The sequence below is a fragment of the Pelobacter propionicus DSM 2379 genome, from assembly GCF_000015045.1.
In the GTDB taxonomy this organism is placed as follows: domain Bacteria; phylum Desulfobacterota; class Desulfuromonadia; order Geobacterales; family Pseudopelobacteraceae; genus Pseudopelobacter; species Pseudopelobacter propionicus.
This window is the reverse complement of sequence record NC_008607.1, coordinates 150,304-174,908: the sequence shown is the minus strand read 5'-3', so window position 1 is coordinate 174,908 and position 24,605 is coordinate 150,304. Positions and strand designations below refer to the sequence as shown.

23 protein-coding genes are annotated in these 24,605 nt (G+C 44.6%); 16 read left to right on the top strand and 7 right to left on the bottom strand.

All coding sequences use genetic code 11. The features are described 5' to 3' along the window. Positions 1-88: 88 nt before the first annotated feature. The 4 genes from PPRO_RS18875 to PPRO_RS18860 all read right to left on the bottom strand — a co-directional run bounded on the left by PPRO_RS18875 (position 89) and on the right by PPRO_RS18860 (position 3,372). The gene (locus PPRO_RS18875) at positions 89-1,501 is read right to left on the bottom strand and encodes a type IV secretory system conjugative DNA transfer family protein (RefSeq protein WP_011733905.1); all 1,413 of its coding nucleotides are present in this window, start codon (positions 1,499-1,501) and stop codon (positions 89-91) included. Beyond that, complete coding sequence (locus tag PPRO_RS21335) at positions 1,473-2,201, bottom strand: hypothetical protein (protein ID WP_011733904.1); 729 nt, start codon at positions 2,199-2,201, stop codon at positions 1,473-1,475. Before PPRO_RS21335 ends, PPRO_RS18875 begins: the two co-directional genes overlap by 29 nt. After that, positions 2,185-2,673, bottom strand: coding sequence for a lytic transglycosylase domain-containing protein (locus PPRO_RS18865; RefSeq protein WP_232286738.1), 489 nt, complete (start codon positions 2,671-2,673; stop codon positions 2,185-2,187). The genes PPRO_RS21335 and PPRO_RS18865 overlap by 17 nt, the downstream gene beginning before the upstream one ends. Before the next feature lie 126 nt (positions 2,674-2,799). Beyond that, positions 2,800-3,372, bottom strand: a complete 573-nt coding sequence (locus PPRO_RS18860) for a helix-turn-helix domain-containing protein (RefSeq protein ID WP_011733902.1) — start codon at positions 3,370-3,372, stop codon at positions 2,800-2,802. A 125-nt stretch (positions 3,373-3,497) separates the two neighbouring features. Here PPRO_RS18860 and PPRO_RS18855 point away from each other — a divergent pair, with 125 nt between their 5' ends. From PPRO_RS18855 to PPRO_RS18835, 5 genes are all read left to right on the top strand, one after another. Further along, the gene (locus PPRO_RS18855) at positions 3,498-4,865 is read left to right on the top strand and encodes a sigma-54-dependent transcriptional regulator (protein WP_041533026.1); all 1,368 of its coding nucleotides are present in this window, start codon (positions 3,498-3,500) and stop codon (positions 4,863-4,865) included. 401 nt (positions 4,866-5,266) lie between these two features. Next, positions 5,267-5,884, top strand: coding sequence for a hypothetical protein (locus PPRO_RS18850; protein WP_041533025.1), 618 nt, complete (start codon positions 5,267-5,269; stop codon positions 5,882-5,884). Positions 5,885-6,392: 508 nt separating this feature from the next. Beyond that, positions 6,393-7,052, top strand: coding sequence for a hypothetical protein (locus tag PPRO_RS18845; protein WP_041533024.1), 660 nt, complete (start codon positions 6,393-6,395; stop codon positions 7,050-7,052). 153 nt (positions 7,053-7,205) lie between these two features. Beyond that, positions 7,206-8,129 carry a ParM/StbA family protein gene (locus PPRO_RS18840; RefSeq protein ID WP_049759860.1) on the top strand — a complete coding sequence of 308 codons (924 nt, stop codon included), beginning with the start codon at positions 7,206-7,208 and terminating at the stop codon, positions 8,127-8,129. Beyond that, positions 8,129-8,407: a hypothetical protein gene (locus PPRO_RS18835; RefSeq protein ID WP_041533023.1), complete on the top strand. Its 279-nt coding sequence runs from the start codon at positions 8,129-8,131 to the stop codon at positions 8,405-8,407. Before PPRO_RS18840 ends, PPRO_RS18835 begins: the two co-directional genes overlap by 1 nt. Before the next feature lie 90 nt (positions 8,408-8,497). Here the strand turns inward: PPRO_RS18835 and PPRO_RS18830 are convergent, their stop codons facing one another. Further along, a complete protein-coding gene (locus tag PPRO_RS18830) occupies positions 8,498-9,697 on the bottom strand; it encodes a replication initiation protein (RefSeq protein WP_011733897.1) in 1,200 nt (399 codons plus the stop codon). Positions 9,698-11,202: 1,505 nt separating this feature from the next. Here PPRO_RS18830 and PPRO_RS18825 point away from each other — a divergent pair. Then, positions 11,203-12,492, top strand: a complete 1,290-nt coding sequence (locus PPRO_RS18825) for a replication initiation protein (protein WP_041533022.1) — start codon at positions 11,203-11,205, stop codon at positions 12,490-12,492. Between the two features lie 71 nt (positions 12,493-12,563). On the opposite strand, the gene PPRO_RS18820 is transcribed toward PPRO_RS18825, so the two are convergent. Together PPRO_RS18820 and PPRO_RS18815 are read right to left on the bottom strand one after the other, a co-directional pair. Then, the gene (locus PPRO_RS18820) at positions 12,564-13,097 is read right to left on the bottom strand and encodes a hypothetical protein (RefSeq protein WP_011733895.1); all 534 of its coding nucleotides are present in this window, start codon (positions 13,095-13,097) and stop codon (positions 12,564-12,566) included. Beyond that, positions 13,094-13,861 carry a ParA family protein gene (locus PPRO_RS18815; RefSeq protein WP_011733894.1) on the bottom strand — a complete coding sequence of 256 codons (768 nt, stop codon included), beginning with the start codon at positions 13,859-13,861 and terminating at the stop codon, positions 13,094-13,096. Before PPRO_RS18815 ends, PPRO_RS18820 begins: the two co-directional genes overlap by 4 nt. An 839-nt stretch (positions 13,862-14,700) precedes the next feature. Here PPRO_RS18815 and PPRO_RS20520 point away from each other — a divergent pair. The 10 genes from PPRO_RS20520 (at position 14,701) to PPRO_RS20510 (ending at position 24,598) form a co-directional block, all read left to right on the top strand. Continuing rightward, the gene (locus PPRO_RS20520) at positions 14,701-15,276 is read left to right on the top strand and encodes an OmpA family protein (protein WP_011733893.1); all 576 of its coding nucleotides are present in this window, start codon (positions 14,701-14,703) and stop codon (positions 15,274-15,276) included. Positions 15,277-15,288: 12 nt separating this feature from the next. Further along, a complete protein-coding gene (locus tag PPRO_RS18810) occupies positions 15,289-16,050 on the top strand; it encodes a DsbC family protein (protein WP_011733892.1) in 762 nt (253 codons plus the stop codon). A gap of 39 nt (positions 16,051-16,089) precedes the next feature. Next, the gene (locus tag PPRO_RS18805) at positions 16,090-16,410 is read left to right on the top strand and encodes a hypothetical protein (protein WP_011733891.1); all 321 of its coding nucleotides are present in this window, start codon (positions 16,090-16,092) and stop codon (positions 16,408-16,410) included. A gap of 75 nt (positions 16,411-16,485) precedes the next feature. After that, the gene (locus PPRO_RS18800; protein ID WP_011733890.1) at positions 16,486-16,752 is read left to right on the top strand and encodes a type IV conjugative transfer system protein TraL; all 267 of its coding nucleotides are present in this window, start codon (positions 16,486-16,488) and stop codon (positions 16,750-16,752) included. Then, positions 16,749-17,348: a type IV conjugative transfer system protein TraE gene (locus PPRO_RS18795; protein WP_011733889.1), complete on the top strand. Its 600-nt coding sequence runs from the start codon at positions 16,749-16,751 to the stop codon at positions 17,346-17,348. Before PPRO_RS18800 ends, PPRO_RS18795 begins: the two co-directional genes overlap by 4 nt. Further along, the gene (locus tag PPRO_RS18790; RefSeq protein ID WP_011733888.1) at positions 17,335-18,333 is read left to right on the top strand and encodes a TraK domain-containing protein; all 999 of its coding nucleotides are present in this window, start codon (positions 17,335-17,337) and stop codon (positions 18,331-18,333) included. The genes PPRO_RS18795 and PPRO_RS18790 overlap by 14 nt, the downstream gene beginning before the upstream one ends. Next, complete coding sequence (locus PPRO_RS21570; RefSeq protein ID WP_011733887.1) at positions 18,330-19,736, top strand: TrbI/VirB10 family protein; 1,407 nt, start codon at positions 18,330-18,332, stop codon at positions 19,734-19,736. Before PPRO_RS18790 ends, PPRO_RS21570 begins: the two co-directional genes overlap by 4 nt. Beyond that, a complete protein-coding gene (locus PPRO_RS20515) occupies positions 19,733-20,218 on the top strand; it encodes a TraV family lipoprotein (protein ID WP_011733886.1) in 486 nt (161 codons plus the stop codon). The genes PPRO_RS21570 and PPRO_RS20515 overlap by 4 nt, the downstream gene beginning before the upstream one ends. Beyond that, a complete protein-coding gene (locus PPRO_RS18775) occupies positions 20,215-22,665 on the top strand; it encodes a TraC family protein (protein ID WP_011733885.1) in 2,451 nt (816 codons plus the stop codon). The genes PPRO_RS20515 and PPRO_RS18775 overlap by 4 nt, the downstream gene beginning before the upstream one ends. Continuing rightward, positions 22,622-24,598 (top strand): hypothetical protein, encoded by a 1,977-nt coding sequence (locus PPRO_RS20510; protein ID WP_157040151.1) that lies wholly within the window; start codon positions 22,622-22,624, stop codon positions 24,596-24,598. The genes PPRO_RS18775 and PPRO_RS20510 overlap by 44 nt, the downstream gene beginning before the upstream one ends. Positions 24,599-24,605: the final 7 nt, after the last annotated feature.

The following is a 24,605-nucleotide window of genomic DNA, read 5'->3' as shown; positions in this document are numbered from 1 at the left end:
CCAGACTCAGAAAAAAGAGAACGGACGCTCAATGCGACCCCAAGTCCGCATACTGTAGCTACGCCAAGAAATATGTAAGACCGATCCATCAGATGATCTCTTCCTCTTCCCTCTCCTCTTCCTGTGCCTGGGAAAGATCACCGGGTGCAGAGGGGAAGATGATTTTGAGTCGTGATTCGGATATTTCAGCAGTTGTTCCCTTAAAACGCCCGCTGTATGAGGTCATGAGGAATTCGCGGGGTTGGAGCGACAACACTTCGTAGGTCTTTACGGCTTCTTGCTCAATTTCACGTGTAGTGACCTGATTGGTCCCGTAGATGCCGCTCAGGACGTTGCGAGTTCCGAAATGCTTAACCACATATTCACTGGTCACTGCATCAGGACACCGCAAGAATATTTTTGTGTTGCATGTATTGAGAACCACCTGGGCGAGGTCCTCGCTTTTCATGGCGGCCTTGAGTTGGGCTATGTCCTGAATGTACAGAGTAGTCATGACGTTCGCGGAGCCGGCCATTGCGGTTAGATTCTCAAAGCCGTCATAAAGGACGTTGTGGGCTTCGTCGATGTGAATCGACAGAGGGATATCAAGCTTCTGTTTGCTTGAGTTGTATGTCCGGCCGATAAGCCCCTGTATCATGGAGATCAGCAAGCGGCCCAACACAGATGACGCGGACCGAACCATGAGGGCCCCGGTGTGGACCACCAGGATTACTCGCTTCCCTTGCTCTAGTCGCTTCATGAACCGATTCGAATCGGCTTGCCCGATGATTTTCCCGATATTCCCACTGCTGAGAGTCATGAGTGTGGTCGACAAAGACATTGATACTTTAGCGAAGTGTTCCTGGTCGCTGCACATGAGGTCGTCAATCATGCTTGCAATCCGAGTCGCTTCGGTCGTACCGATGCCAAGCAGAGTGTTCTTTGTCTCTTCCAGGCTCTGTCTCCGAACACACTGCCTGAGGTGGTCAAGGTTCTGGTTTGGGACAGTACCGCTGTGGTTGGCGATTATGATGTTTGCGGTGATGGCGACGGTGGAAATCGCGGTGGCCAGTTGCCGGAAAAACTCTTCCTTGGACGGAGGTATTGCGGCAACGATGTGTCCCACGAGCTCATCCACCATGAAGTAGTAGGCCATGGGATCGATAACAGCTGAATGTTCAGGATAGATGACAGTGACCAGCTGGATCTCATCAAGACGCTTCGCTCTTCGAGCCACGTCGTATATTTTCGCGAACAGACTTTGATCGCCTTTTGGATCGATACACACAACGGATTTACCTGTCAGGATATCGTCCTCGATGAAATTCTCTTCCAGTCTCGTTTTGCCGACACCGGTTGTGCCGACCACCATCATTCCGCGCCGGCGATGTTCTTCGCTCACGTAGATGGGTTGGAGGACTGTTGGGTTGTCCAGGTTGACACCTTGCCCGATCAGTAGTTCCCCTGCCCTTTTATTTGCAGTGCTGCTGTTGTTATATTTGGGTTTTAAGAATCCGAACACGATATATGTCCCCAGTCTCCTTGCCGACAGAATTGATTATGTCCTTGGGAATTTTCTGCGCAGTAACGATATCAGCCGGCCCGCCTGGTATCCGGGAGAGACAGATGATTCTCTCGATCCCGCTTCTCTGTCGCAACAGTATTGCTGGTAACTGCTTACTGGTCCTGCTGAGTACGATACGGACTTTGGTCTGCCGATGATTTGTTACAGGCAGCACGCTGCAGACGTACCAGCTATATTCTTTCCCGCGGAGGTAAGTATCCCTCTCGTGAAGAGGTTGGTATCGCCGTGGGCATGTTCCCAGAAGGATGTACCGCCGAAACTGACTACTCAAATCCATCTCTACCCGTACACTACCATCCGGGTCCAATCCGGATGGGAACCCTGTCAGGACTTTCCCCTGCAATTGACGCAAGCGCTCAGCCTCGTACACAGTTTGCCTGGTCTGTAATTCGTGTTCGATCGCGTAGAGTAGATGGCGCCTGAGTTTCTTCCCGATTCTGTCGTGCGTGATCTCAACCGGATCACCTATGTGCGGCATGCCTGTGATTTGCAACCCATCGTCAGGTAAATATGTTGCGGTGACCCCCATATCAAAGGCTCTAGACAGCACAGTGATAGCGGCTATCTCGATCGCACCGTATATATCGGCTGGTTGCAGATCGCTGTAACAATCGGTCAGTTCATTTGGAATCATCATGACTGATGATCTCTTCCCATGGAGTAATCTGGCCTTGTTCGCTCAGTTCCTCTGGTTTTTTTGCTGACGCGATGAGCGATGTTTGGGTGGCCAGTTTCCGATGCTTTACAATTGACGCGAAAATCTTCCGCGCATAGATCTTGTTGAGTTCAGGGGTGCGGCTGTTGTAGCAGCCAATTCCTCTCCATGTGTATCCGTAGCTTGAGATACACTGGGAAAGAATCCAGGCTCCAGTCATGACATTGGTGCATGGGTCAGATAGCGCCTTCCATCTTTCGGTCCCCAATTTCTTTGCCCAGATCGAATTGATCTGCATGAGACCGTAGTCATAACTCCCATTTTTGTTCTTGTTGACTGCATAAGGGTTGAAGCCTGATTCCACACTCGCAATGTTGTAGAGAATCTCGGGGGAGATTCCATACGTTTGCCCAGCTTCCTCGAAACAAAATCCCCATCCGGCATTGGGTGACAAAATTAGGCTCAGTATGATTGGAATTAGTCGTCGCATAGGTGTATGAGGCAAATCCCCCTCATACTGTATATCTGGCAAGGACTTAGATTATTTGGTGCAATTAAATCGATTTTTTTTCTGGGGAGACTAATCTGGGGGGGCCAGCATCAGTACTGTTCGACCGACGACATGGAGGGTTTTAGCTGAGGATTTATCTATGTTTTCTGCGGGGATTTCTGGAATACGGCTTGGAAAAAGGATGGACCCATCCAGCCGGATGGTCGCTTGTTTCAGGAGTACATTATTTTCTGTGGCAATAGCATAAATGCCATCTGAGTTGATCCTAGTCACTCGTGTATCGACCAGGTGGAGATTGTCAAAAAGCTGGCCCTCTTGATTTATGACGATCAGAGATTCAGGATCTAGTCCCCTGGCTTCAAGGAAAGCCCTGCTCAGGTGTATTTCATTAGTTTTGTTTCCACTCTCGTCTCGAAAAAAAACCGGGAAGGCTTTACTGTCCTTGATCAGGATCTGGTTCAGATCGAGTTCCATTCGCTGCGCCAGGTGCAGAACGTCATCCACGATAGAACTGTTCCTAGTCTTCTTCATGGATAGAGCAGGGCGTTTAATACGCAGAAAGTCGGCGACTTCGCCATCACTTTTAACGTTCAATACGTCCTTGAGTCTCTCTATGATCTCTGTGGTAGTCAGTAGTGGCATATTGATAGCTCTTTGTCTTAAATGGACTAGATACCATAAAATATGCAGAATGTATTGAAATTAATGGCGCACTGTGGCACATTCCCGCTCAATTTTTATTTTTGACTCTTTACTACAGGTGTTTAATGAGTGGCGTTTTTCCGATAAATCCGGTTTTAGTAATTGACGATGATGAAATTTGGCTCAAAAGCTTTTCGTTTCAGTTGAAGAGGAAGCTTGGGGTTACGAACGTGATCCCCTGTAGCAAGCCAGAAGAAGTTATGTCAATTTTAGTGTCCCGACCGGTCACGATCGTCATTCTGGATTTTACAATGCCCCGTATCATGGGTGATCAGTTGCTCATGAACATCAAAACAGAGTATCCGGACATTCCGGTTATTTTGCTGACCGGGAGCGACCAAGTTGACATAGCCGTCAGGTGTATGCAACGCGGAGCTTTTGACTATTTTGTAAAATCAGTTGATATAAACCAAGTTCTGTCAGGCGTGTTGCGAGCGATAAAACATCGGGAAACCCTACAGGAAAATCGTCTACTAAATTCTGGTTTTCTGAATGAGACCAGTCAGATGGTTTCTGTGGGAGGATCGTTTGCTGGATTATGGACCAGATCCCTCCGAATGTTACGGATCTTTCGTTACTTGGAAGCAATTGCCCAATCTTCCGAACCCCTTCTTTTTACAGGGGAGTATGGCACAGGGAAGGCCACTTTTGCTAAGGCCCTCCACGCTACCGGTAAGCGTGAAGGTCAGTTTGTTTACTGTAAAATATTAGAACATGGCGATTTTTTTCCCGATGCCCTAAGCGGATACCGCAGAGGTGATAGTTTGCTGGAGAAGGCAGGAGGAGGGACGATTTATTTGGAGGGTATAGAGCATCTCACCCGGTCTGGCGAATGCTTCCTTACTAATCTGCTGGAATCATCCCAGTTCTCACCACTGCAATCCTTGAAGTCCAAATGGTTCACGGGTCGCATTGTTGCGTCTGCAGGTGTCCCGATCGATGAAATTTCGGGCATGAAACAACTCATGATGAAATTCAGTTCGCATACCGTCGAAATTCCTGCTTTGCGAGAGAGACGAGAAGATCTGCCGGTATTATTGGACTGCTTTTTGGAAGAGGCTTCGAGGAACTACGGCAAATCGAGGCCTACAATACCTCCAGAGTTGCTAACCCTTCTTGGGGTATATGAGTTTCCGCGCAATGTGCAGGAATTGCGCGATATGGTCTTCGAGGCTGTCCTGTCTCACTCGTCTGGTGTTCTTTCCATGGAGACCTTCAAAGAAAGAATATCAGACTACGCAACCATCCTTCCTCACGATACCCAGTTGGTCAAATTCACCGGACCAAGACTCCCCACCCTATCAGAAGTTCAAGATATCCTCATCAGTGAAGCTTGTCGCAGAGCATCTGGTAACCAAGGCGTGATGGCAGATATGCTCGGCATCTCCAGAACGGCCGTCAACAAGCGCCTGAAGGCTAATAAATCCTCATAAAATCTGCAGCCCCTACCCTACCCCTGGCCATCATTCCATTCCTCTTACCCGATATTACTGCACAGACATCTTGCGACCGTTGTGTGAAAATATTCACACCCTTTCATCTCAATATTTTTATACATAACGTTTTGTTGCTAAGTACACCGACTTATGCACAATATTCAGTTAGCGTACCCTTGTGAATTTTTTCACATTCTTTACACAAGGCCAATATCTATGAAGCGTTTATATCATTGCTATCATACGTTTTTTTAGCTGTCGACCATTATTTTATTCGCTCTCGCCCTAAAAGCCAGGCCACCACACTTCTCCCACTTAACCTGATTTAATTGTTTGACGACAATGTCGCGGCTGTGGTAAGCAACATTTTGTTGTGTATTTTGCGGGGGAGGATGACAATGACGTTTGACGACGCAATTGTATGGGTCGAGCAGAACCGAAAAGCCATCATCGGGTTCTCAAAACAGTTTCTCGGCTGCTGCCCTTATGACGTTGAGGACCTGATCAGCTGCGCGAACCAGGCAGCGCTCTCATCTGTGTTTATTTCCACGGAGCCCCTGGCCGCAAAGTTCGAGATGACATTTTGGGCGCAATACAAACTACTGATACGTGAGATAGTTCCTAATCCAGGCAACCACAGGGGGTCAGAGTCGATCCCCTCGTACCTCTGCTGCGAAATCAATGAGGCATTTACAGGGAATGCACCACCGGCTGACAAGTCGACTCAGGCCAAATCCGAATCCGTATTTTGGGCCGTCAAGCCTTACCTGACACCAAAAGAGCAGAGGTTTTTAACCGCTCTCCTTGGACTGAGCAAGTCCGGTTATCACAGCATGGACGAAGCCGGGGCTTTAATCGGTATTACGGAACCATCCGCAGTGGCCATGTTCAAGCGAGTACGCAGCAAGATCGCCAGGCTCTTCTCCTTACAGATCGTATCAATCGAAAATCTATCTTCTGCCACACCAATCAGGCCTCACAGCGAATCCTCACCTCGAAGACAGTCTGCCGCCTGAGATAGCCAATCCAAGCTTACTCACCACCAGAGGGGCCCTAAAATTTAAGTTTTAAGGCCCCTTTCCACAGCAACCCTGACACCCACCTGCCTCGTGCAACAACAACAACAACAACCCCTACCCCCTCTTCTGCGCTCGTGATGACGTGTTTTGTTTCTGGACCACCCCGCCGCCTTATGACATTTATCCCACAAGACGAAATCGTGATGCCGCGGATTTGAATTGACAGCCCCTGTTGAGGCGCTTGGACCTGGTGGTTTTTATATCCACGCTTATCGCTTGCAGGGGCGCTTCTTGACTGGTCGGATTTGGTATGCAGGGTCGAGTGAAATAATCTTCCGAAGACATTCAGACGATGCTCCCTGGAGAAAGGGGGTAAAAATAAGTATTATATTTAGAATAAATAAAATATTTTATTTTTTTGATCTCTGGCTGAAAATAAGTATTATATTTTATACGTATAATACTTTCATAAAATATAATCGGGAATTTGGGAGGAATGAGGCACATGGCGGCAGACTTCGGTATCAAGGGCAGGACAGAGGAGGCAAGACAGAAGTATTGCGATCTGATTTTTGAAGCATATAAATCGGGTTTGAGTATCATGGAAATCGCACGCGTTACCGGCAGCACCAAGGCTGATTATTTTTACACGGTGCTCCGCAGGGAAGGCATCTTTCCCCCCATGAGTCGAGGTCGGTCTCGCAAAAATAATCTACCGGAGCAGGTCGCAGATGTTTTCATTACCAAACAGTTTTCGTTTTACATGTGGTGTCATGTTTGGGGTTTTGATCCTGTTGTGGTTACGGACGCACTCCAGGCCAGTGCCCCACCTCCTGGTGACGAAATGGCTGATCAAATCCATAGGGCATTCAGACGCGATTTCCCCGATCAGTACGAAAAGATCTTCCCAATCAGCGCCATCACGAACCAACCGATTATTAGGCTTAAAACTGGCCTGCTTCAGCCAGAAACTAAGCAGGTAGTGTCAATTGCCTGGAGCAATACCGGACAGCATTTCGTGGCCTCAATCTATGGCGAAGATGACGTTGAGGGGATTGGGCGCACTCGGGGCGAAGCTCTGAAGGACATGGAGCGAGTTTGGTGGATTCACAAAGGTATAATTCGGCTATCTGACGCGATTGATAGAATCATGTCAGATACTTAGCACATTCTTGTATATCTATGGGTACGCTTGTTGGTATACCTAGAAGTATGCTTCTAGGTATACTTTATTTGTTTTCTGACTTGACTTTTTCGCCCAAGTATACTAGTTAGTATACCTGTAGGCATACCAATAGGTTAACAAAGGAGATAATTGATGGCTGAACCGATAGCTGAACCGAAAAATGATGTGAAATGCTTCGTCTGTGATCTGGGTTTTTCCTCTGCCAAATGGATATCAGGAGGGAAAAAGGGGCGGGTCCTCTCTGTTTACCAGAACAGGGGAGGCGGAGAAGATCCGTTGATCGGAGAGGATGCCCTGGATAATCCAGGTGGTGTTGCTTATTTGCGGACACCTCAACATCTGGTCAAGCACTATCGTTTTTTTCTGGAGAAGTGTCTTGATGAAGCAGGCGTAAAGGGAGCAGTAAAGGTTGGGGTCGGTCTCCCTGTGCAATTTTATGAAGAGCAGTCAAAGATAAAAGGTGGTGCTGTTGATGCGCTTAAAACTTCTCTTATATCGGAGCGAGTCAAGGATGTTACTGTTCTTCCGCAAGGTATTGGTGGGATTCGTTCATATATGATAACAGATGGTAAGGAGAAAACAGGCCTTGTATTGGGCATTGACCTGGGGTTTAACACTCTGATCTATACTTTGTTCGATCCTAAAAGATCGAAAGTTGTATTTACTGACACCTTATATAAACGTGGCATATCTCAGCTGGCATCAAACTATTTAATGCCAAAGATTGCCGACTTTACTACAGGGTTGTCAATGACTCCTGTTGAACTTTCAAGGCTTATGGAGCAGGGTTATATTACTAATGGTACTGACAAAATCGACTTGCTGCCTGAAATAAAATCTGCGGCAGGTGAATACATGGAAGCCATTCTTGCGGAGATTATGGAAGATGTGCGAGCCAATATCAGCATTACTCGCCCACTTGAAACCATTATATTCTTTGGCGGGGGGAGCAATCATTTGAGAGGTAAGATCGGTTCAGATAAAATCGAGGTTAAAATCCTGCCTGAGCCGGAATACGCCAATGCTCGTGGGTTCAGGTCATTCCTGGAGGGGTAATGAAATTCGTGATTAAGGTCGACATTACTGATCCGCTTACAGTAAAGGCCTTAGAGCAGACCAGGAAAGGCCGTAAAATGGCTAGATTGGTAACTGACGCGCTGAGCCATTATCTGCGCACAAAAGACGGACAGGCCTCCATAGAGATCATGTCTAAAGGGATATCACCCGATCCCTCTCCTAAGCGAGAGAAGAGTGCTGCTAAAAAGGAAGCCCCCGTGACTAAAGAAAATAGAAAGCTTAATATTGATGACTTCTTGAGTTTTACTCCAGATTAACAAACAGCAAAACTGTATTAACGAAGAAAGGCGGCGTGGATATCAGACCATGCCGCCTTTCTTCGTGTTAAGACACTATTGCTGGGACATTCAGAGCACAATATCCCTTTTGTTTTGCAAGTACGACACTATTCTTGATTCTCTTGTGCCGGAGTAATAATGACCGCTGATCTGTGAGATAATTTCCAGCTGATCGTCTTCGTCTAGAGCATTGAAATAGTCAATGTACTTTTTCTTTCTTATTTCGAATTCAGTCTCTACATCACTAGATTCCTTTTCTCTTTGTGCAGCGATAGCCACTTCTCTTTTGTTAATATAGGTTGCCTTAGCTCTATCGCCAGCAGCGAAGTCCTCTTCTAGTGCAGCAACTGTATATGCTTCCTTGTTCTGTTTTGCTCTAGTCAACGCATACTCAATATTTGATAATACATAATCAAGTCCATGATCTTTTAATTTTCCTCGCACCAATAGCATGAATTTATCATTATCTGATAGCTCTGGAACATTGCATATTCGTTCTATTACTTGTGTCAGTGCATCATCTATAAGCATATCATCCAGCTTATCTCTTTGCTCTGTAGCTGTAAATTGTATTCCAAGTATTTTTCTACCGTCCTTTATATATTCGATCTCAATTCGCAGGTCAGTTTTTGTATTTATCTCTTTCATGGCGGGCTCGATAACGCGACGCCTCAGATCAGGAAAATTAACATAGAGACTGTCTTCGACTCCCATTAGTTTCCGAAATGTTTTCAGGGTCATGCGAGGTATTGTGACCGCAATGTAGTCTCGCGCCATCTCGTACAGCGCTAGTGCGTACTTGGAAGACAGGCCTCGTGTAATCGCCAAATTTATGCGGGCGTACATTCTGGGGTTGAGTAGGGCATTTTTTATCGAGGGGGGGAGAGCAAAGGTGATTTCACTATTCTTGACGTTAACTTCCGGTAGCAAAACAAAGGCACCCCAATCTCCTTGCTTGTCTTTTCCGAGGATGTTGTGGTCGACAACCACGGTCATTAATTCTCGTAGCGATTCCCGGATATGTTTTGTGTCTTTTATCAGTACCCCTCCAATGGATCTCAGTTTATTGATGTTCACGGAGTACATTTCCAGGTCAGGATTTTTAAGAGCCTGTTCTCGTGCAAAATAAAGAAGCAGATTGTAACTTTTCCGTTGCATGAGTGATATGCGATTGCTGATCTGGGTCACCGCGCTATGTTTCTTGAGCTCGTATGATGAATCTGGTGTTATGGGTACTCCACCGATCACCAATGACATTTGTTCTTCCAAAATTCACCTCCGGCCGGAATTATGTCATGACATACCCCCCCTGTCTAGTCATTTGTTGTGTATGTTTTCATTGGTTACTATTTACACTGGTGCGACTACTAACTATTGACGCGCGTAAATGCCCAATTGATCGGTTGTTTTCTTCGCGGCTCATTTGTGGTTTGTTATATCATGGACATTTTAGGGGCAGTGATTTGTGTTCTGAGTCCATTATGGACACGGCAAGGCGTTTTTCATGTTCTTTCATGGACATTTTAGGGATCCAGGTTTAAATGTGGACAAAATAGGGGCTATTGCAGGGGTGTTAATGGACGTTTTAGGGGTACATTGGCGCCATATATCGATAAGAATTGTTATTAGCCAGGCTGGTTTCCCTAATTTGTCCATGAAGTGTTTGTGGAGCTCGTTGAAGTGTCCATGATTGGGCTCCGCTTATTGCAAAACTTGATATGAAGATCGGAACTTACCGAGAAGACCATTGATGCGGACTGCAGGATTAATGCAGTGGATTGCTATGAAGTCATTGATGGGCATTATTTAGTGTGGTTCCAATGTGTCAGGTGTACTAGGCAGCTTCAGCGTTTTTATTGTGTTGTTATGTATTTTGAAACATCACAAAACATTACAATACAAGGAGAGTTGTTGTTCTTTGAAAATCGGTACGTTGCGAAAAGGAAAAGGAAAATAGTGATAGCAAAAAGGAAAACAGTGATACCAGCTATGGAAAAAATTGATACACTGGGTGGAAAAATGTAATTGATGCTCTGGAAGAAATTGATACTCTGACCTGTGGTAAAAAGTGATATCTGTAAAAAAGTGATAGTGACACGGCTTTTTCCATTAATGGAAAAAAAAGATACCTTGTGTTTTCCTTCTGTACGCGTACATGGTCAAATATTCGGTTATAACCTATCGACTTAACACGGTTAATTTCTAGCTATGGAAAATTATGATAGTGATCATGGGGCATCTGTGGAAAAAAAAGATACCTTGCTGGGCCCTCTCTAGATACCTTGTTATGTCTCCTGGAATGTATGTAACTATCCGTTATTAAAAGGTAATATCTGCAACTATGGAAAAATAAGATATCTTGGTTTTACATCTGGAAAAAAGTGATACCTTGAAAGTCCCTTCCACGATAACCTTGCATCACATCAATAAGATGTAACTTCCCGCAATTATAAATAAAAAACATTCACACCTTCTGTCTTGGCGTAGAATGATTTTGCCCATGGTCTTTTGTTCGTTTAAAGTAAGAAAGAACCGATTGTTGCGTAACTTGTTGTGGTAAAAAGGAAACATTTCATTTGTCAAAGGAGTGGTATCACTTCTTTCCATACGTTTTGGTATCGCTATTTATCAGTAGGGAAACTCCTGCAGATGTCTTGATTTGCTGTTGCTGTACTTGGGTCCGAGGTACGTATGGAAAACTTTGATATGAAGTGGAAAGTCGTTGAGATCGTTTTCCAGAGGTGATATATGTCTGCTTCAAATGGAGGTATTTTATGGCAGACGACAAACCAACCCCTCGGGCAAAAAATGATGTTCAGGAATACCTTCCTGGGATGGAGATGGCCCCAGAAGACTATATCCTTAAAAAACATAATGCGATCATTCATCGTACGCATGCCTCCACGCCGACCGAAGAGAAGGTTTTCAGTGCTCTACTCATGGTTGCAAGAGCACAGATGAAATCCGGTATCGTACCGCCAGACGGCAAATTTCAAACCAGCATAAAATTTCTACGGAACTTCACCAGGACGAGAGCTACACATAACCATCTCCTTAAAAATGCTCTCACGAGTTTACAGGAAAGACCCTGGCAATATGATATGTTCCATGAAGACAAATTCCAGGAGTGGCGCAGTTTTGTACCGATATCTGAAGCGCGAATTAATCGATTTGGATGCGTAACATTCTTTTTTGCACCGACGATCAATGAGGCTCTTAATAATCCCAGTATTTACACTCAGATAGACTTGAAAATCATTCGTGGTTTAAAGTCTCTGTATTCGATAGCTCTTTATGAACTTGGTGTGACTCACATTGATGAACATCGAGAATTTTCCCTTGAAGAATTCCGAGACTACATGGGGCTTAAAGTTGGAGAATATAGTGCTCCCACGGATCTTCGTCGTCACGTTGTTGAACCGGCAGTAAATGAAGTCAATGAGAAAACGGATGTAAGGGTTGAGGTAAGGCTACTCAAACGTGGGAATCGTGGAGCTTTAACAGGCTTCGATTTCACGTTTTCTCGAATAGAAGAGGTAGAGGTTGTTCCGGAAGCATATCAACTTGAGCAGATTGCCGAGTTGTGCGCTATGCTCCCTGAAGGGATTGGTTCCCTCCGCGGTGTGGTTCCATTGTTGAAAAAGATGTTAGACCTGCGTGGTGAAGAAAATGTAATTTCGAATATTCAATATTTTGTTGAACGATTTAACGATAAAAAACAAGCCCCTATCCCCTCCCCTGGCGGGTATCTTCGTACAGTACTTGAGAATGACTATGGCCTCGAAATCCGTGAGCGCAAAGAAATAGAGAGACTGTTGCAAGAGAAGAGGCTTTTGAAAGAATCTTTGAAAGACGACATTACCAATGCATATATAGCTAGAAACGAAGCTGAGGATTCAAAGATCTTGCAGATGCAAGATAAATATTATGAATACTATTTGGGTTTGCCTGCATTAAGACAGGCTGAAATTATTGAGCGGATAGAGAAATCTGAATTATATATCGGTCCAATGAAGACGCAGATTATGGGGTACTTGCAACTTGCAGAAAAGGTTTTTTTGTGACGTTCGTGGTTAAGCTGAAAAGCTCTCATGCTACTCTGAAATGCAAGCCGCGAAGAGAAAATCACTTATTGTTACGGTTTTTTTCGAGAAAGATAATCCTGCTCCACGGAAAGCTGCCGTTCAAGGGCCTCACGAACCCACTCAGATAAGTTCAATATCCCTAGCGATAGCCTGTGTTTTTCTATAGTCATATTGAGATCATATGAAACTCTTATTGAAATTGCAGATGATGCTTTCCTCTGAATCTCCGGTACAGGTATGATGTATGGTTTTTTGTAACTGACCAGTGGCCATGGTTTTTCAAGGTTGTACCCAAATGGATTGGAACTCACCGATGGTTCCTCTCCACCCTCCCCTTCTATCATTTCTTTTTTTTGCGATCCCTGCTTCTGTGAAGCAGAAATTGCCTTGTCAGCAGTGTCTTTGTGGGGCCCCTGGGAGGTCTCCTTGCCTGAATTAGTATCAGGAGGTGTTTGCCGATTTGAAACCATCTCTACGGGGCTCTCGTTGTCTGCAACAGGGCCCTCAAGCAAAGTGGATTCAAGCAACCCCCTGTTAAGGGGTGATTCGCCCATTCTTGATTTTTGGATAGTTTTAGATGTCATTTGCGTTTCCTTTTGATTACTTCCTTTGCAAGGTTTGCGACTATTTTGGTTTCATCGCTTTTGGGCCGGTACTCGTTAATCAGCTTCCCTTGACCAGACGCTTCAGTGTAGGCAACACGACGCGGTATTACTGTCTGGAAAACTCTATCGCCTAGCTTCGAGCGAATATCTGCAATGATTTCACGGTGCAGCAATTTCCCGCTTTCGACCATTGAGCATACAATTCCCGATATTTCCAGATCCTTATTCATCCTTGTCTTGATCTTCCCATAGGTGTCCAGGAGTTTTGCCAGGCCTACCAGTGACGCGGGTTCAGGCTGCAGCGCGACAATAATCTCTGTGGCGAAACAAAGGGCATTTATCGTTAAAAGGCTGAGCGATGGAGGGCAATCAATCAGAATAAAGTCAAAATTACCGCAATCCTGCATGGCATCCGCCAAAATTAGCTCTCGGCCTAATTTGGTATAAATTATGTGCTCGGTGTCGGACAGTTTTTGACTTGCTGGTAGTACCCAGAGATTTTTATTTCTGCTGACGATCACCTCTTTTGCGGAGATCTGGTCCAGGAGCACCTCGTTGATTGTTTTGTCACCCGGGAAGTTGTCGTTAGGCTTCAGGCCACAGAACTGCGTCAGGTTGCACTGCGGATCGATGTCGACCAGCAATACCTTTTTTCCGGATATAGCCAAGGCGCCGCCAAGATTGTAGGACGTGGTTGTCTTTCCCACCCCACCCTTTTCATTGAGCACAGCAATCACACGCATGTTTGTCTCCTTGTCAAGAATCGCTCGATAAGAATTCCATACAATCTGAAATTTATCAAGATATAACCACCAAAACACACACAATCTAAAAGCAAGCACGAAAAAACGCATGTGTGCGCGTATGTGTGTAATACAATAATACAGACGTACAAGAATACCTCACTAATGAAAGCACGTGATGACGCCACACGGTGTTCCTGGGTTTGGATCTGGATAATGTTTTGTGGTGGCAGAGAGTGAATGTATTTGTGTTGATCGTAATAACGAAAACGCAAACATACAGCATAGAATTACAAAAATAAAACGGTCAAACATTGTGTATGAGAGTATGACATACATACTTTCATACATGCCCAATCAAAGAGAGAAGGCTATTTCTGCGTCCAGGGCCGATTTTGGGGTTACGGTCTTTATGAGAAAAACAGCCACGCGTGTTGTTGTTTAATTATTTGAAACCTTTTTTATAAACCCTTTAAAAACGTTTAGGAACTGGATTGCTTAATTATATCGGGGTGATAGGCGTTTTTACATGGACAAATTAGGGGGCAAGATGGACAAATTAGGAAGCGGCATGGACAAAATAGGGCTATTGATGGACGGATTAGGTCTGTTGGGGCCAGACAGGTGGACGGATTAGGGAAACTCAATTACCAGGAGTAGATATATGCCCAGAATTACGCTGTCACGAGTATGATCGCCCGTTCAAAAATCATCTTCAAATCACCTCAGAAACCTACCTAAAGATTTTTCCCCAGCGATATCAGTAAGATAAAAAAAAGATCGATTTAATTGCACCAAATAATCTAAGTCCTTGCCAGATATTAGGGTAGAGGGCACTTATGAAAAAAACACTTATTACGATGGCAGTAGTTTTGGTAGCACAGGCTAGTCCAGCTCTGTCGGCTACTGAATTAATTAAAGAACATGATTACATCTACAACTACGACGAAGAAGCAAAAAGCATGAACGACGATGTATTCGTTGTTTGCGGCGACTGCAAAGATAGTCAGCTAAATCCAATATACAACGTAACTGTTCGTTATTCGACAAACACTGAAGATCAAATCAGTGCTGGTGATGTCAAACCGCAAAATGAAGATAAAACAAAGACGCCAAGTCTTCTTGGTGTTGTTAACTTTACATTTGACTCTCATAGATTGAGCAAGGCATCGAAAAGTCAGCTTAATACTTTAGATTTCAAAAATAAAAAAATCGTTATAGACGGATTTACATGCACAATAGGCCGCAGCAAATATAATTTGTCGCTGTCTAAAAAACGCGCAAGGACAGTTGCAGACTATCTGATTTCAAAAGGAGTCAGTGTTTTGAAAATCAGTGGATTTGGAGAATCAGGTAAATACAAGAAAAAGCCGTTAAACCGTCGCGTCGAAATATGGCACAACGAACCAAAATAGAGAGGGACTTGAATGAAACGAAAAACAGTGGCAGCCGGCTTCGCATTATGCGCCGCAGTAGCTGGGGTGGGGGTGGGAGTGATACGTGCTGAAAACAAACCGGACCCAAATGTGGCCAGAGCCATCGAAGAACTAAAAAAACAACTTCCAAATATTTCTGCTCCACAAATCAGTGAATCAGAAATACCCGGCTTGTTCAAGTTAGTAGCCGGACAACAGATCATGTATTGGTCTCCAGGTGGTTACATGATTGTGGGTGAAATGTATGATGTGAAAAAAGGGAAGAATATCACAGCAGAACAACGGCAAGAAATAATGAAGGAGTACGAAACAGTTCTAAGTAAAAAAGTTCAGAAAATGCCGCTTGATAACGCTGTTAAAATAGGCAATGGAAAGAACGTAGTCATCGAGTTCACTGACCCAGACTGCCCGTACTGCAAGAAAATGGGCAAGTTTCTGGACGAGCAGAAAAACATAACAAGATATGTATTCCTGTTTCCTTTAAAAATGCATCCGAACGCTCATGCGAAATCAGCTTATGTTCTTTCGCAAACAGACAAGCAGGAAGCATTGAAAAGAGTGTTCAGCGGAGAATTTGATAAAAAGCCCGTTCCTGAAGCCATCGCCAGTGCAAAAGATCAGGTAAACAAAAACATTAAGCTTGGAGAAGAACTGGGAATAAGCGGCACACCCACTGTGTTCGTTAATGGCTCATTGGTTCGCGGAGTAGATTTCAAGAGATTGAAAATGCTTTTGGAGAGCGGTCAATCTTAACCATCAACCACTACTACTCAACAAGGAGAAAAAAGAAACATGCTCAAAGCCCTTAAAAACCTCAGAAACCGTAAGATGTTCGTTCCGTCTCTCGCCGTTATGTTTGCCCTGTTGGTGGCCGGATCCGCCTTCGCACTGACTGCTCCGGCAAATACCGACATCATGTACCCGGTGTACAACCTGCTTGTCAACGAGATGATCAACAAAGGCGTGACCTACCTGGTAGGATTCATCGGCCTGTGCGTTGCGGCGTACTTCATCATGCAGCAGCGCATCATCCCTGGTCTGTTCTCCATTATTGGCGCCATCATGTTCTTCAGTGCCGGCGCAATCACCACTGCCTTCGGTTTGATCTTCTAGTCCAATCCGCTCTCCAAAGCACTAAATGCGGGGTGGTTTCCACCCCGCATTCATTAAGAAATTGAGGCTAAGTGTATGAAATATAGGTTTCCTCAATATTTATCACTGCCATATCGAGTACTCTGGTTTGAAATGGATGACTTGATGTTCTTCCTTATGTCCATAGTGATAGCTCAATCGGTAGGTGGTTGGGCATGGCTAGGGCTTATTATTATTCCGTGCATGTGCACTAAAGTAAAGCGGAACTATCCTAGGGGATTCACGAAACATATGCTTTACTATATCGGTCTAATTAACTTCAAGAACTATCCTGACCATTTCATAAAGGAGTTTGTAGAATGAAGATGACTAATTACTTGAGTAATGCATCTAATTTGTATGGACAAAACAGACTATTAAAATTCGTAGTTGTAGTGTTGGGAATAACTACGGTTGTCAACACATACATGATCAGAAATGCTCAACAGATGGAAAAAGTTGTAATAATACCATCTGTTATAAACGATAAAATGTGGCTGAGTGGGACTAAAGCATCAGATGAATACGTAAAGCAGTTTGCAAGAGATGTTTCAAACATGTTTCTGACGTATCACCCGTCTAATGTAAGAACAAACTTTAATGACCTATTGGCGATGTATGATCCATCAGAATTTGCGGAAGCTCAAAGAGTACTATACAACCTTGCCGAGCGTATCGAAGAGTCAAAGGCCGCAAGCGGTTTTTATATAACAAAACTGGTTAACAACGAGGAGAAGCACCAGCTGGAAATAACCGGTTCCAAGACAATGATCATAAATGGAAAAGTCACAGACAATTCCATAAAAATATATCTGCTTGATTACAAAATCGAGTCTGGCAAGTTCTGTATTCTAAGGTTTATGGAAAAAAGCGAATACGACAAATACAAGTACGAGGAAGCCGCCAATGCGAAAAAATAGCATGTACGCCCTGATTGCTCTGCTCTTGATACCTTCAATGACGTGCGCCTCAGAAGCAAAATTCCCCAAGACAGTTCATAGAGAGGGGAAGGTCGGTCATAAACTGGTGTCGTTGCGTGAAACCGGCAATGAGGGTAAGGCAGATTTGAAAGTAGATAACACTCCAGTAGTTGTTATCCCGGAAGTATCTACTGTCGTATTTATGAATAACAGAGACGTTAATAGAATCGTCTGCCATGAAGAGATCAAGGACCTGGTATTTCTTCGCGAAAACGGTATCGCAGCAAAGGTTACAGGTAAAGATGCATTTGTAAACTTCAAATTCGTCAAAGAAGGCGATGCTATGCTGCACGCATCGAAGCCAAGTGAAATGTATGTGGTGTGTGGAGAAAACACATACAACTTGATTATAGTGCCAAAACCTGATGTACCGCCACAGACAGTAAGATTATCCAGTGGTCTTGAAAAGAAGATCAAGGCTAATGCAGAAATGTACGATGGCTTGCCGTTTGAAAAAAAAGTTATCAAATCAATCAAGGATGTATATACAGACCAGATTGCTGAATCATACAGTATCGAAGAGGTGGGTAAGCAAATAGGAAATTGGCAAGAGATTACAATTATTCATAAAAAGAATGTGAACGTCGAAGGAGAGGGCTTACGGGTAAAAGAATACGAAGCGATATTGAAGCAGGGTCAAGTACCTTTCAAGCTGTCTGAAAAAATATTTACTAAAAAACAATTTGCAGACAATCCTGTTGCAATTTCTATAGAGAAGCATGTCCTTAGGCCTGGTGAAACGGTGAGAATATTCGTTGTTGAACAAAGACAAGAAAAACTTCAAAACTCACTATATTCAGGAAAAGAGACTCTGATGCTAAAAAACGAACCTATACAAGAAGATGCTGAACAAGAAGCTGAACCAGTAAAAGAGTCAAACGAAGAAACAAAAACGGCCAAAAAAGGTGGGGAGGAAGACGAATGAAAAATAAGATTCTCTCACAGATATCCGGCTGGTGGAATACGCTTCTGCCTAAGCAGCGTAAAACAATAGTACTGGCGCTAGCTTTTACATCTGTTGCTGTTATCGCGTTGTTTGGATGGTCTCAGTCCAGAGCCAAGATCAAGCCTGTGAATACAGAGGAACCAAAGAAGAGAAAAGATATTTCTATTGAAACCGGAATGTTGGAGAAGAAACGAGAACTTGATAACCAAGCAGAAGTTGAGAGGTTAAAAAAGCAAATCGATGCAATCAAAAACGGAAAGCCTGTGGATGAAAACGGCGACCCGTTGCCTGATGGTGCGGATCCGTTTACAGATCCAGCGGGTAAAGATGGGACGGGAGTAGTCCCTGGTTCCCTTGCACCAAAAATTGGGCCGATAAAATCAGGTCAGAATCAGGTTGGACCTAATGGTCAACGGCTCGGTAATCAGCCGCAGGGTGGGCAACAAGGTAATGCCCAATCGGGACCTGGTGGGGTGGGTAATAATCAGGTGGCCGGCATGTCACTGCCACCATTGCCACCCGGCTCCAGTAAAGGTCGAAACTCAATACCGGGAATGCCAACTACCGGTGGTATTCCCGGTGTTCCTCCCGGGACTCCTGGAGGTCCAGGAGTCCCGGGAGCAGCAATGATTACTCGTCAGGAGATGGGTGAAATATCGATAGTTTCTTATGAAAAGCGAGCAGGCGATTCAAAGTCCAGGTCTGATAAGTACGGTAAAAAAAAAGCTACGACAACGGTTTATTTGCCTCCTTCATACATGGAAGCAACCCTTCTGTCGGGTGCCTACATACCCACGACAGAATCGGCAAAGGGCAATCCAATGCCGGTCCTCCTTCGTGTGAAGACGCCAGCATTTTTGCCCAATGAAGCAAAAGCGGCTGTGAAAGGTTGCTACATCATTGCAGACGGAAAAGCAAACCTCGCAACAGAACGTGCCGAAATGACGATTGTGTCCATGTCCTGCCTGGACAAAAAGGGCAGGGCGGTGATTGATCAGAAGGTGAAAGGCTGGCTTATTGATAGCGATGGTGTGGCTGGTATTGGTGGAAAAGTGGTTGCGAAAATGGGAACTATGGTCGCTCGATCACTGATTGCTGGTTTTGCTGGTGGAATCGGCGATGCACTCAAGGCTGCCGCTACGACCACTTCGGTCAGTGCTCTTGGTACTACACAGTCAATCGACCCCAAGGACGCAGCAATGGCAGGTGTAGGTGGGGGCCTTTCTAACGGGTTTAAAGAAATCCAGAAGTTTTATTTGGACCTTGCAAAGCAGACTATGCCAACTGTGGCAATCTTGCCCTCGAAAACTGTAACAGTGGCAATAAGCGAGGGTGTTGTACTGAATATTAAACCGATTAACGGGCTCGGAGGGACGAAATGAAAAGGGTACGAATAGCACTTATGATCCTGTTGACTCTCACGGGTTGCGGTTGCAGCATACTCAGTCCCTATGATTCGGAATTTCCTTGCAAGGGAGGGTATGCTGGTAAGTGCTCAAGTGTTAGGGGGACGCATGTCGAATCTCTTGCAGGTCTGGATGGGGGAGTTAAAGAGCAAAAAAATCCGCCTCCCTGTGAAGGGGAAAGCTGTCAAACTGCGAAGTATCAGTCTGGCGAGCAACGTGTAGGCCTTTATCCGCAGGAATCAGCTGAAGGTGCATATAAAACATCCCTGTACAAAAGGCTCGATAATCTGTTGCAGGAACCCAAAATGCCAGTTGTAGCGCCGCCCAAGGTAATGCGGATTCTTATGCTCCCTTACAAGGGGCAAGAGGGTGAGTTTTATATGATGCGTCACACGTATTTTTTCGTTGACGAACCCCGTTGGGTGCTGGGTGACAGTGTAGAGGAGATGGCAGAATGAAACGTTTGACTTCATTACTGTTTGGTAAGAAGGGCGGGGCGACGAAAAGAGAGATGCGTTTGCTTGCTGAGCGCGAGAAGATTTCTGATTATTTGCCGTGGATCGCATATGATCGTGATTCACATCTCTACCTACTTGCTGATGATTGCTTAGGTTATGCGTGGGAGTGTTCACCGCTCTTCTTTGCTGGGGAAAATACTGTCTCAACACTCGAAGGGTTGTTCGGAGGTGATATCCCTCCAGAAGCAGTCTATCAATTTATCCTCTTTGGTGATTCTTATATCGAACCTATCCTCCACGAATATAAGCAAAGAAAAAAACTAGACCACGATGTTGTTGAATTGATCACTGAATCTCTGAGCGATTTTTACAGATCAGGTACTTCAGGACTTAAAAATATGTCGGGGATTCCAGTTAAGAGGTTCAGACTATTTATTTCCATAAAGTTTCCTCAAAAGTGGGCAGAAGGCGTGGATTTGAATCAAACGTGGTCAATGATAAACGAAATACTGACTGGTGCTTCGCTCCATCCAGTTTGTCTTGAACCAGAACTGCTTCTGGATTGGGGACGTCGTTTGTTCAACGATAAACCTTCAGCTAACAATAGTTTATATGACGAAAATATACCGATACGAAAACAAATGCTTCTTGGCACCAAGCTTACACGTAATGAAAACACCCTAAACGTAGATGGAAAGATATTCAGATGTATTACGCCTAAAACCTGGCCTCATGAAATAGAGACATTGAGTATAAACAAATTGTTTGGGGGGATAAAGGGGTTGATGTCAGACGGTGAACAGTTCAAGACCCCCTTTCTCTATTGCATGACTGTACTGATGGAACCCCAGAAAAACAAACTGCATACAAAGTGTAACTTCATTCTGAAACAGCAGGGAGTTGGTTCGTTCGCACCGGCACTGGAAAGGACAAAAGGGGAATACCTCTGGGCTGTTGATGAGCTTGAGCGTGGTAAAAAGTTTCTTCGGATCATTCCAGCCCTGTGGGTCTATTCAGATGACGAGTGGAAGGTGAATGAATCCCTGACGCGGGCAAAGGTAATCTGGGAATCCAACGGATTTGTGATGCAGGAAGATAGGGGGATCCTGGTACCGCTGTTTCTGGCTTCGCTTCCCCATGGGTTTTACAATGTGGGGAACAACGCAGGCTATCTTGAGCGCGATTTTATTGTACCGGCAGAAACAATCGCCGCAACAATACCGTGCCAGGGAGACTTTTCAGGTTTTGGCTCTCCTTCGATGCTGCTTGTGGGACGCAAGGGCGAGCTGTTTGGTTTCGATCTCTTCGCAAAGGGTGCAGACAACTTCAACGGTTTCTGTGTTGCTGGATCGGGATCGGGTAAGTCGGTGTTTGCAAACTCGTTACTCTGCAATATGAGAGCTGAAGGCAATATCATCAGGATTATGGACATTGGGCGTTCAATGAAAAAACTGGCGAAGATGTTTAACGCCAGATACATGGAGTTGTCCGAGGATTCGATGGATAACCTTAACCCCTTTACCCATGTTAGCGACGAAACAGCGCTGCAGACCATTATTCCTGTAGTTACGCAAATGGCATTCTCGTCTGGTGCATCGATGCCGTCAGAACTTGATGTGAACTTAATAGGACAGGCTGTTGAGTGGGCCTATGCAAACGAAGGAAATGACGCTGGTATTACGACAGTTTTTCAATACTTAAGAGACTTTAAAAAACTTGTTGGCAGTGAAAGCTTTGAAATACGTGAAGCTGCCGACAAACTGGCGTTTAACCTTGCCCATTGGTCTGGTGATGGTGTGTATGCAAAATACTTTAACGGGAAGGCCACATTTGATATCGCATCAGATGAAATGGTTGTGCTTGAACTTGGAAGCATCAAAAGCCTTGCCAATCTGTATAGAGTTGTAACGCAGCTGGTTATAAATGAAGTTGCTCTTGATGCATACCACTCAAGTGGCAAAGATAAGAGATTTATCCTGATGGACGAAGCTCATCAGTATCTTGGTGAGTCGAGCCATATTAAAGGCACAATCGAAGGCTTCTACCGCATGTTGAGAAAGCATTCTGCCGGTTGCTTTGTTATCAGTCAGTCAATACTGGATCTTAACAGGTTTGGAGCAGTGGGAGAGGTTATCTTTAATAATAGTGCCTATAAGTTCTATCTAAAAAGCGATGATTACGAGAAAGCGCATAATTTGAAATTGCTGGATTATGACAACTTTACTATGGCACTTCTCAAGAGCGTTACGACTAACAAGCCAAATTACTCAGAAATATTCATGCACACTCCTTTTGGTAAGGGACTTGGCCGTCTTGTGCTCGATCCTTTCTCCTACTACGCATACACTTCAGATGGGGAAGAGGTTGCAGAAATAGAATCAATGGTTGACGGGGGGCTGTCGTATGCAGACGCTATTCGAAAAATGGTTGCAAAATATCGCTCTTAGCTTGGTAGCATCTGCCATCATCACAAACACATGTCAGGCGGGACCTATGGAGGATGCGCAGGCAGCTGGTACGTCATCTGGTGCTACCATTCAAGGGTTATTTGGCAACAAAATTGGCTTCAATGACAACATCTCGACGCCCCTTACCAGCAACGCTACCCTCCTAAAAACAATCGATGGGTCAACGTCATTTTCTGCAGATCTGGCTACTCCATCGTCAAACAAGTTCTTGGATCTAGTAATTCAGCCTTCTCCAACCGGTGACTTGCAGCTGGCCATGTTTTCGATCGATACGAATATGGACGGCACAACGGATTACGTGTACCAGGTCCCTCGACCCATTTCGGGTGTTTGCGGGAATGGGTATGTCACATGCACAACGGGAACGTGGTCTGGGTGCTCATATTACAAATGGATCTCGGATTCAAATGGTCAGCTCTCTGATGTAAGTGCTCAATCCTCTGATTTGGGTGGATGTTACTGCATAAACTCCTCATGTGGATCCAATCTGGTGTGGAGCAATGCGAACATTATTCTGAAGGATCTTGGGGGAGGGGGAGTTTCTGCAATTCAGAAGGCAAACATCGGTTTCATGGTGACCAATGTATCTGTCACGCCAGTAAGCATCAGTTATTACGGGCGTCTCACAAACAATGCCACTATGAGTACTACAAACGCAACAACAATTTTACCTACACCGGCAACAGCTCAGGATTATTATAATAATCCTACGGCACTATCATCTGAAGTTAACAATCTGGTGGCTGTATCTGCAAGCGACCCTGATAGTCTGTATTCGATGATTTATAACTCTTCTGCAGCAACAGCAACACAAAGAACTGTTACGCAATGCAGCATAAAGAGAAATGGCTCTGTAAGCACCGTTTCTGAAGATATTGGCTACGATGTCGCTTTTATAATAGACTACGATGCAGATGGAAGCTCAAAAGAATGTAACTGGGCGACACAATCATTTGCTTGCAAAACAATATACGGCGGTGGTATGGGCTATACTAACTGTAAGAAAACAGTTATGTCTCATTTAACTGATATAGTACACAGCCTTTACCCGGTATCAGCAGGCCAATCATGTATATCAATGGATGTTAAAGGTACTGTAGATCCACTAAGCCCACACCCTGGATGTAATGGCTCTGGCAATGACTCAACTCATGCATTTGTCAGGGTTTGGTGCTACACAAAATTGCCACATTCTGGTTCTCAAATAACTTCAAATATCCCGATCGTACGTGAAAAAAGAGATGAATATTCAGAGACCGTTTCAGATGGTTGCTCTGTTTATGCTGCTGATACTAATTGCCGTCTCCAAAATGAGGAAATAGATGGCGTTGTTACTGTAAACAACTATAACGTCACGGGTCTTTCTGGTCTTTCCGGGTGTCGCACATTTAACGGACAAGTAGGCAATTTTGATATCTGTCGGCCGTGGTGGGAAAAGAAAAGAACCTATTTTTGCGAAAATCCGGTGGCCTATGACTTTTCTGATATAGGCACTCGTTACGGATCGTTGGAGCAGTCATTTGTGCAGTCAGGAAATTCCGTAACCTTCACTGATAATACCAAAGACGCAAGTGGAAACTGGACAAACCAAACAGTTAACCTAACACTTATAAGCACTCCAACAGGTTCAGCGTGTGAGCAGTCATGTAAGACAAAAGCTCCAAAAGAAGATAATGAAGTAACGACTTCTGGACTAGGGAGCACACTCAGGAGAAATAATGCAAACGCTTATGACTATCTCTATAGAATATGTGTAAACAGTGTGTGCCCAATTGAATTACCAGGTGAGGTTATAATAAGTAACTGCGCGTGTGGAAGCAGTATAGATGAAGCTGCAACCGCTGTCCAAGCAATGAGGTTGGCCGGAAAAGACACTATTTGCACAAGTGGCGTAGAAAAACCATTGCAGTGAGACAAAT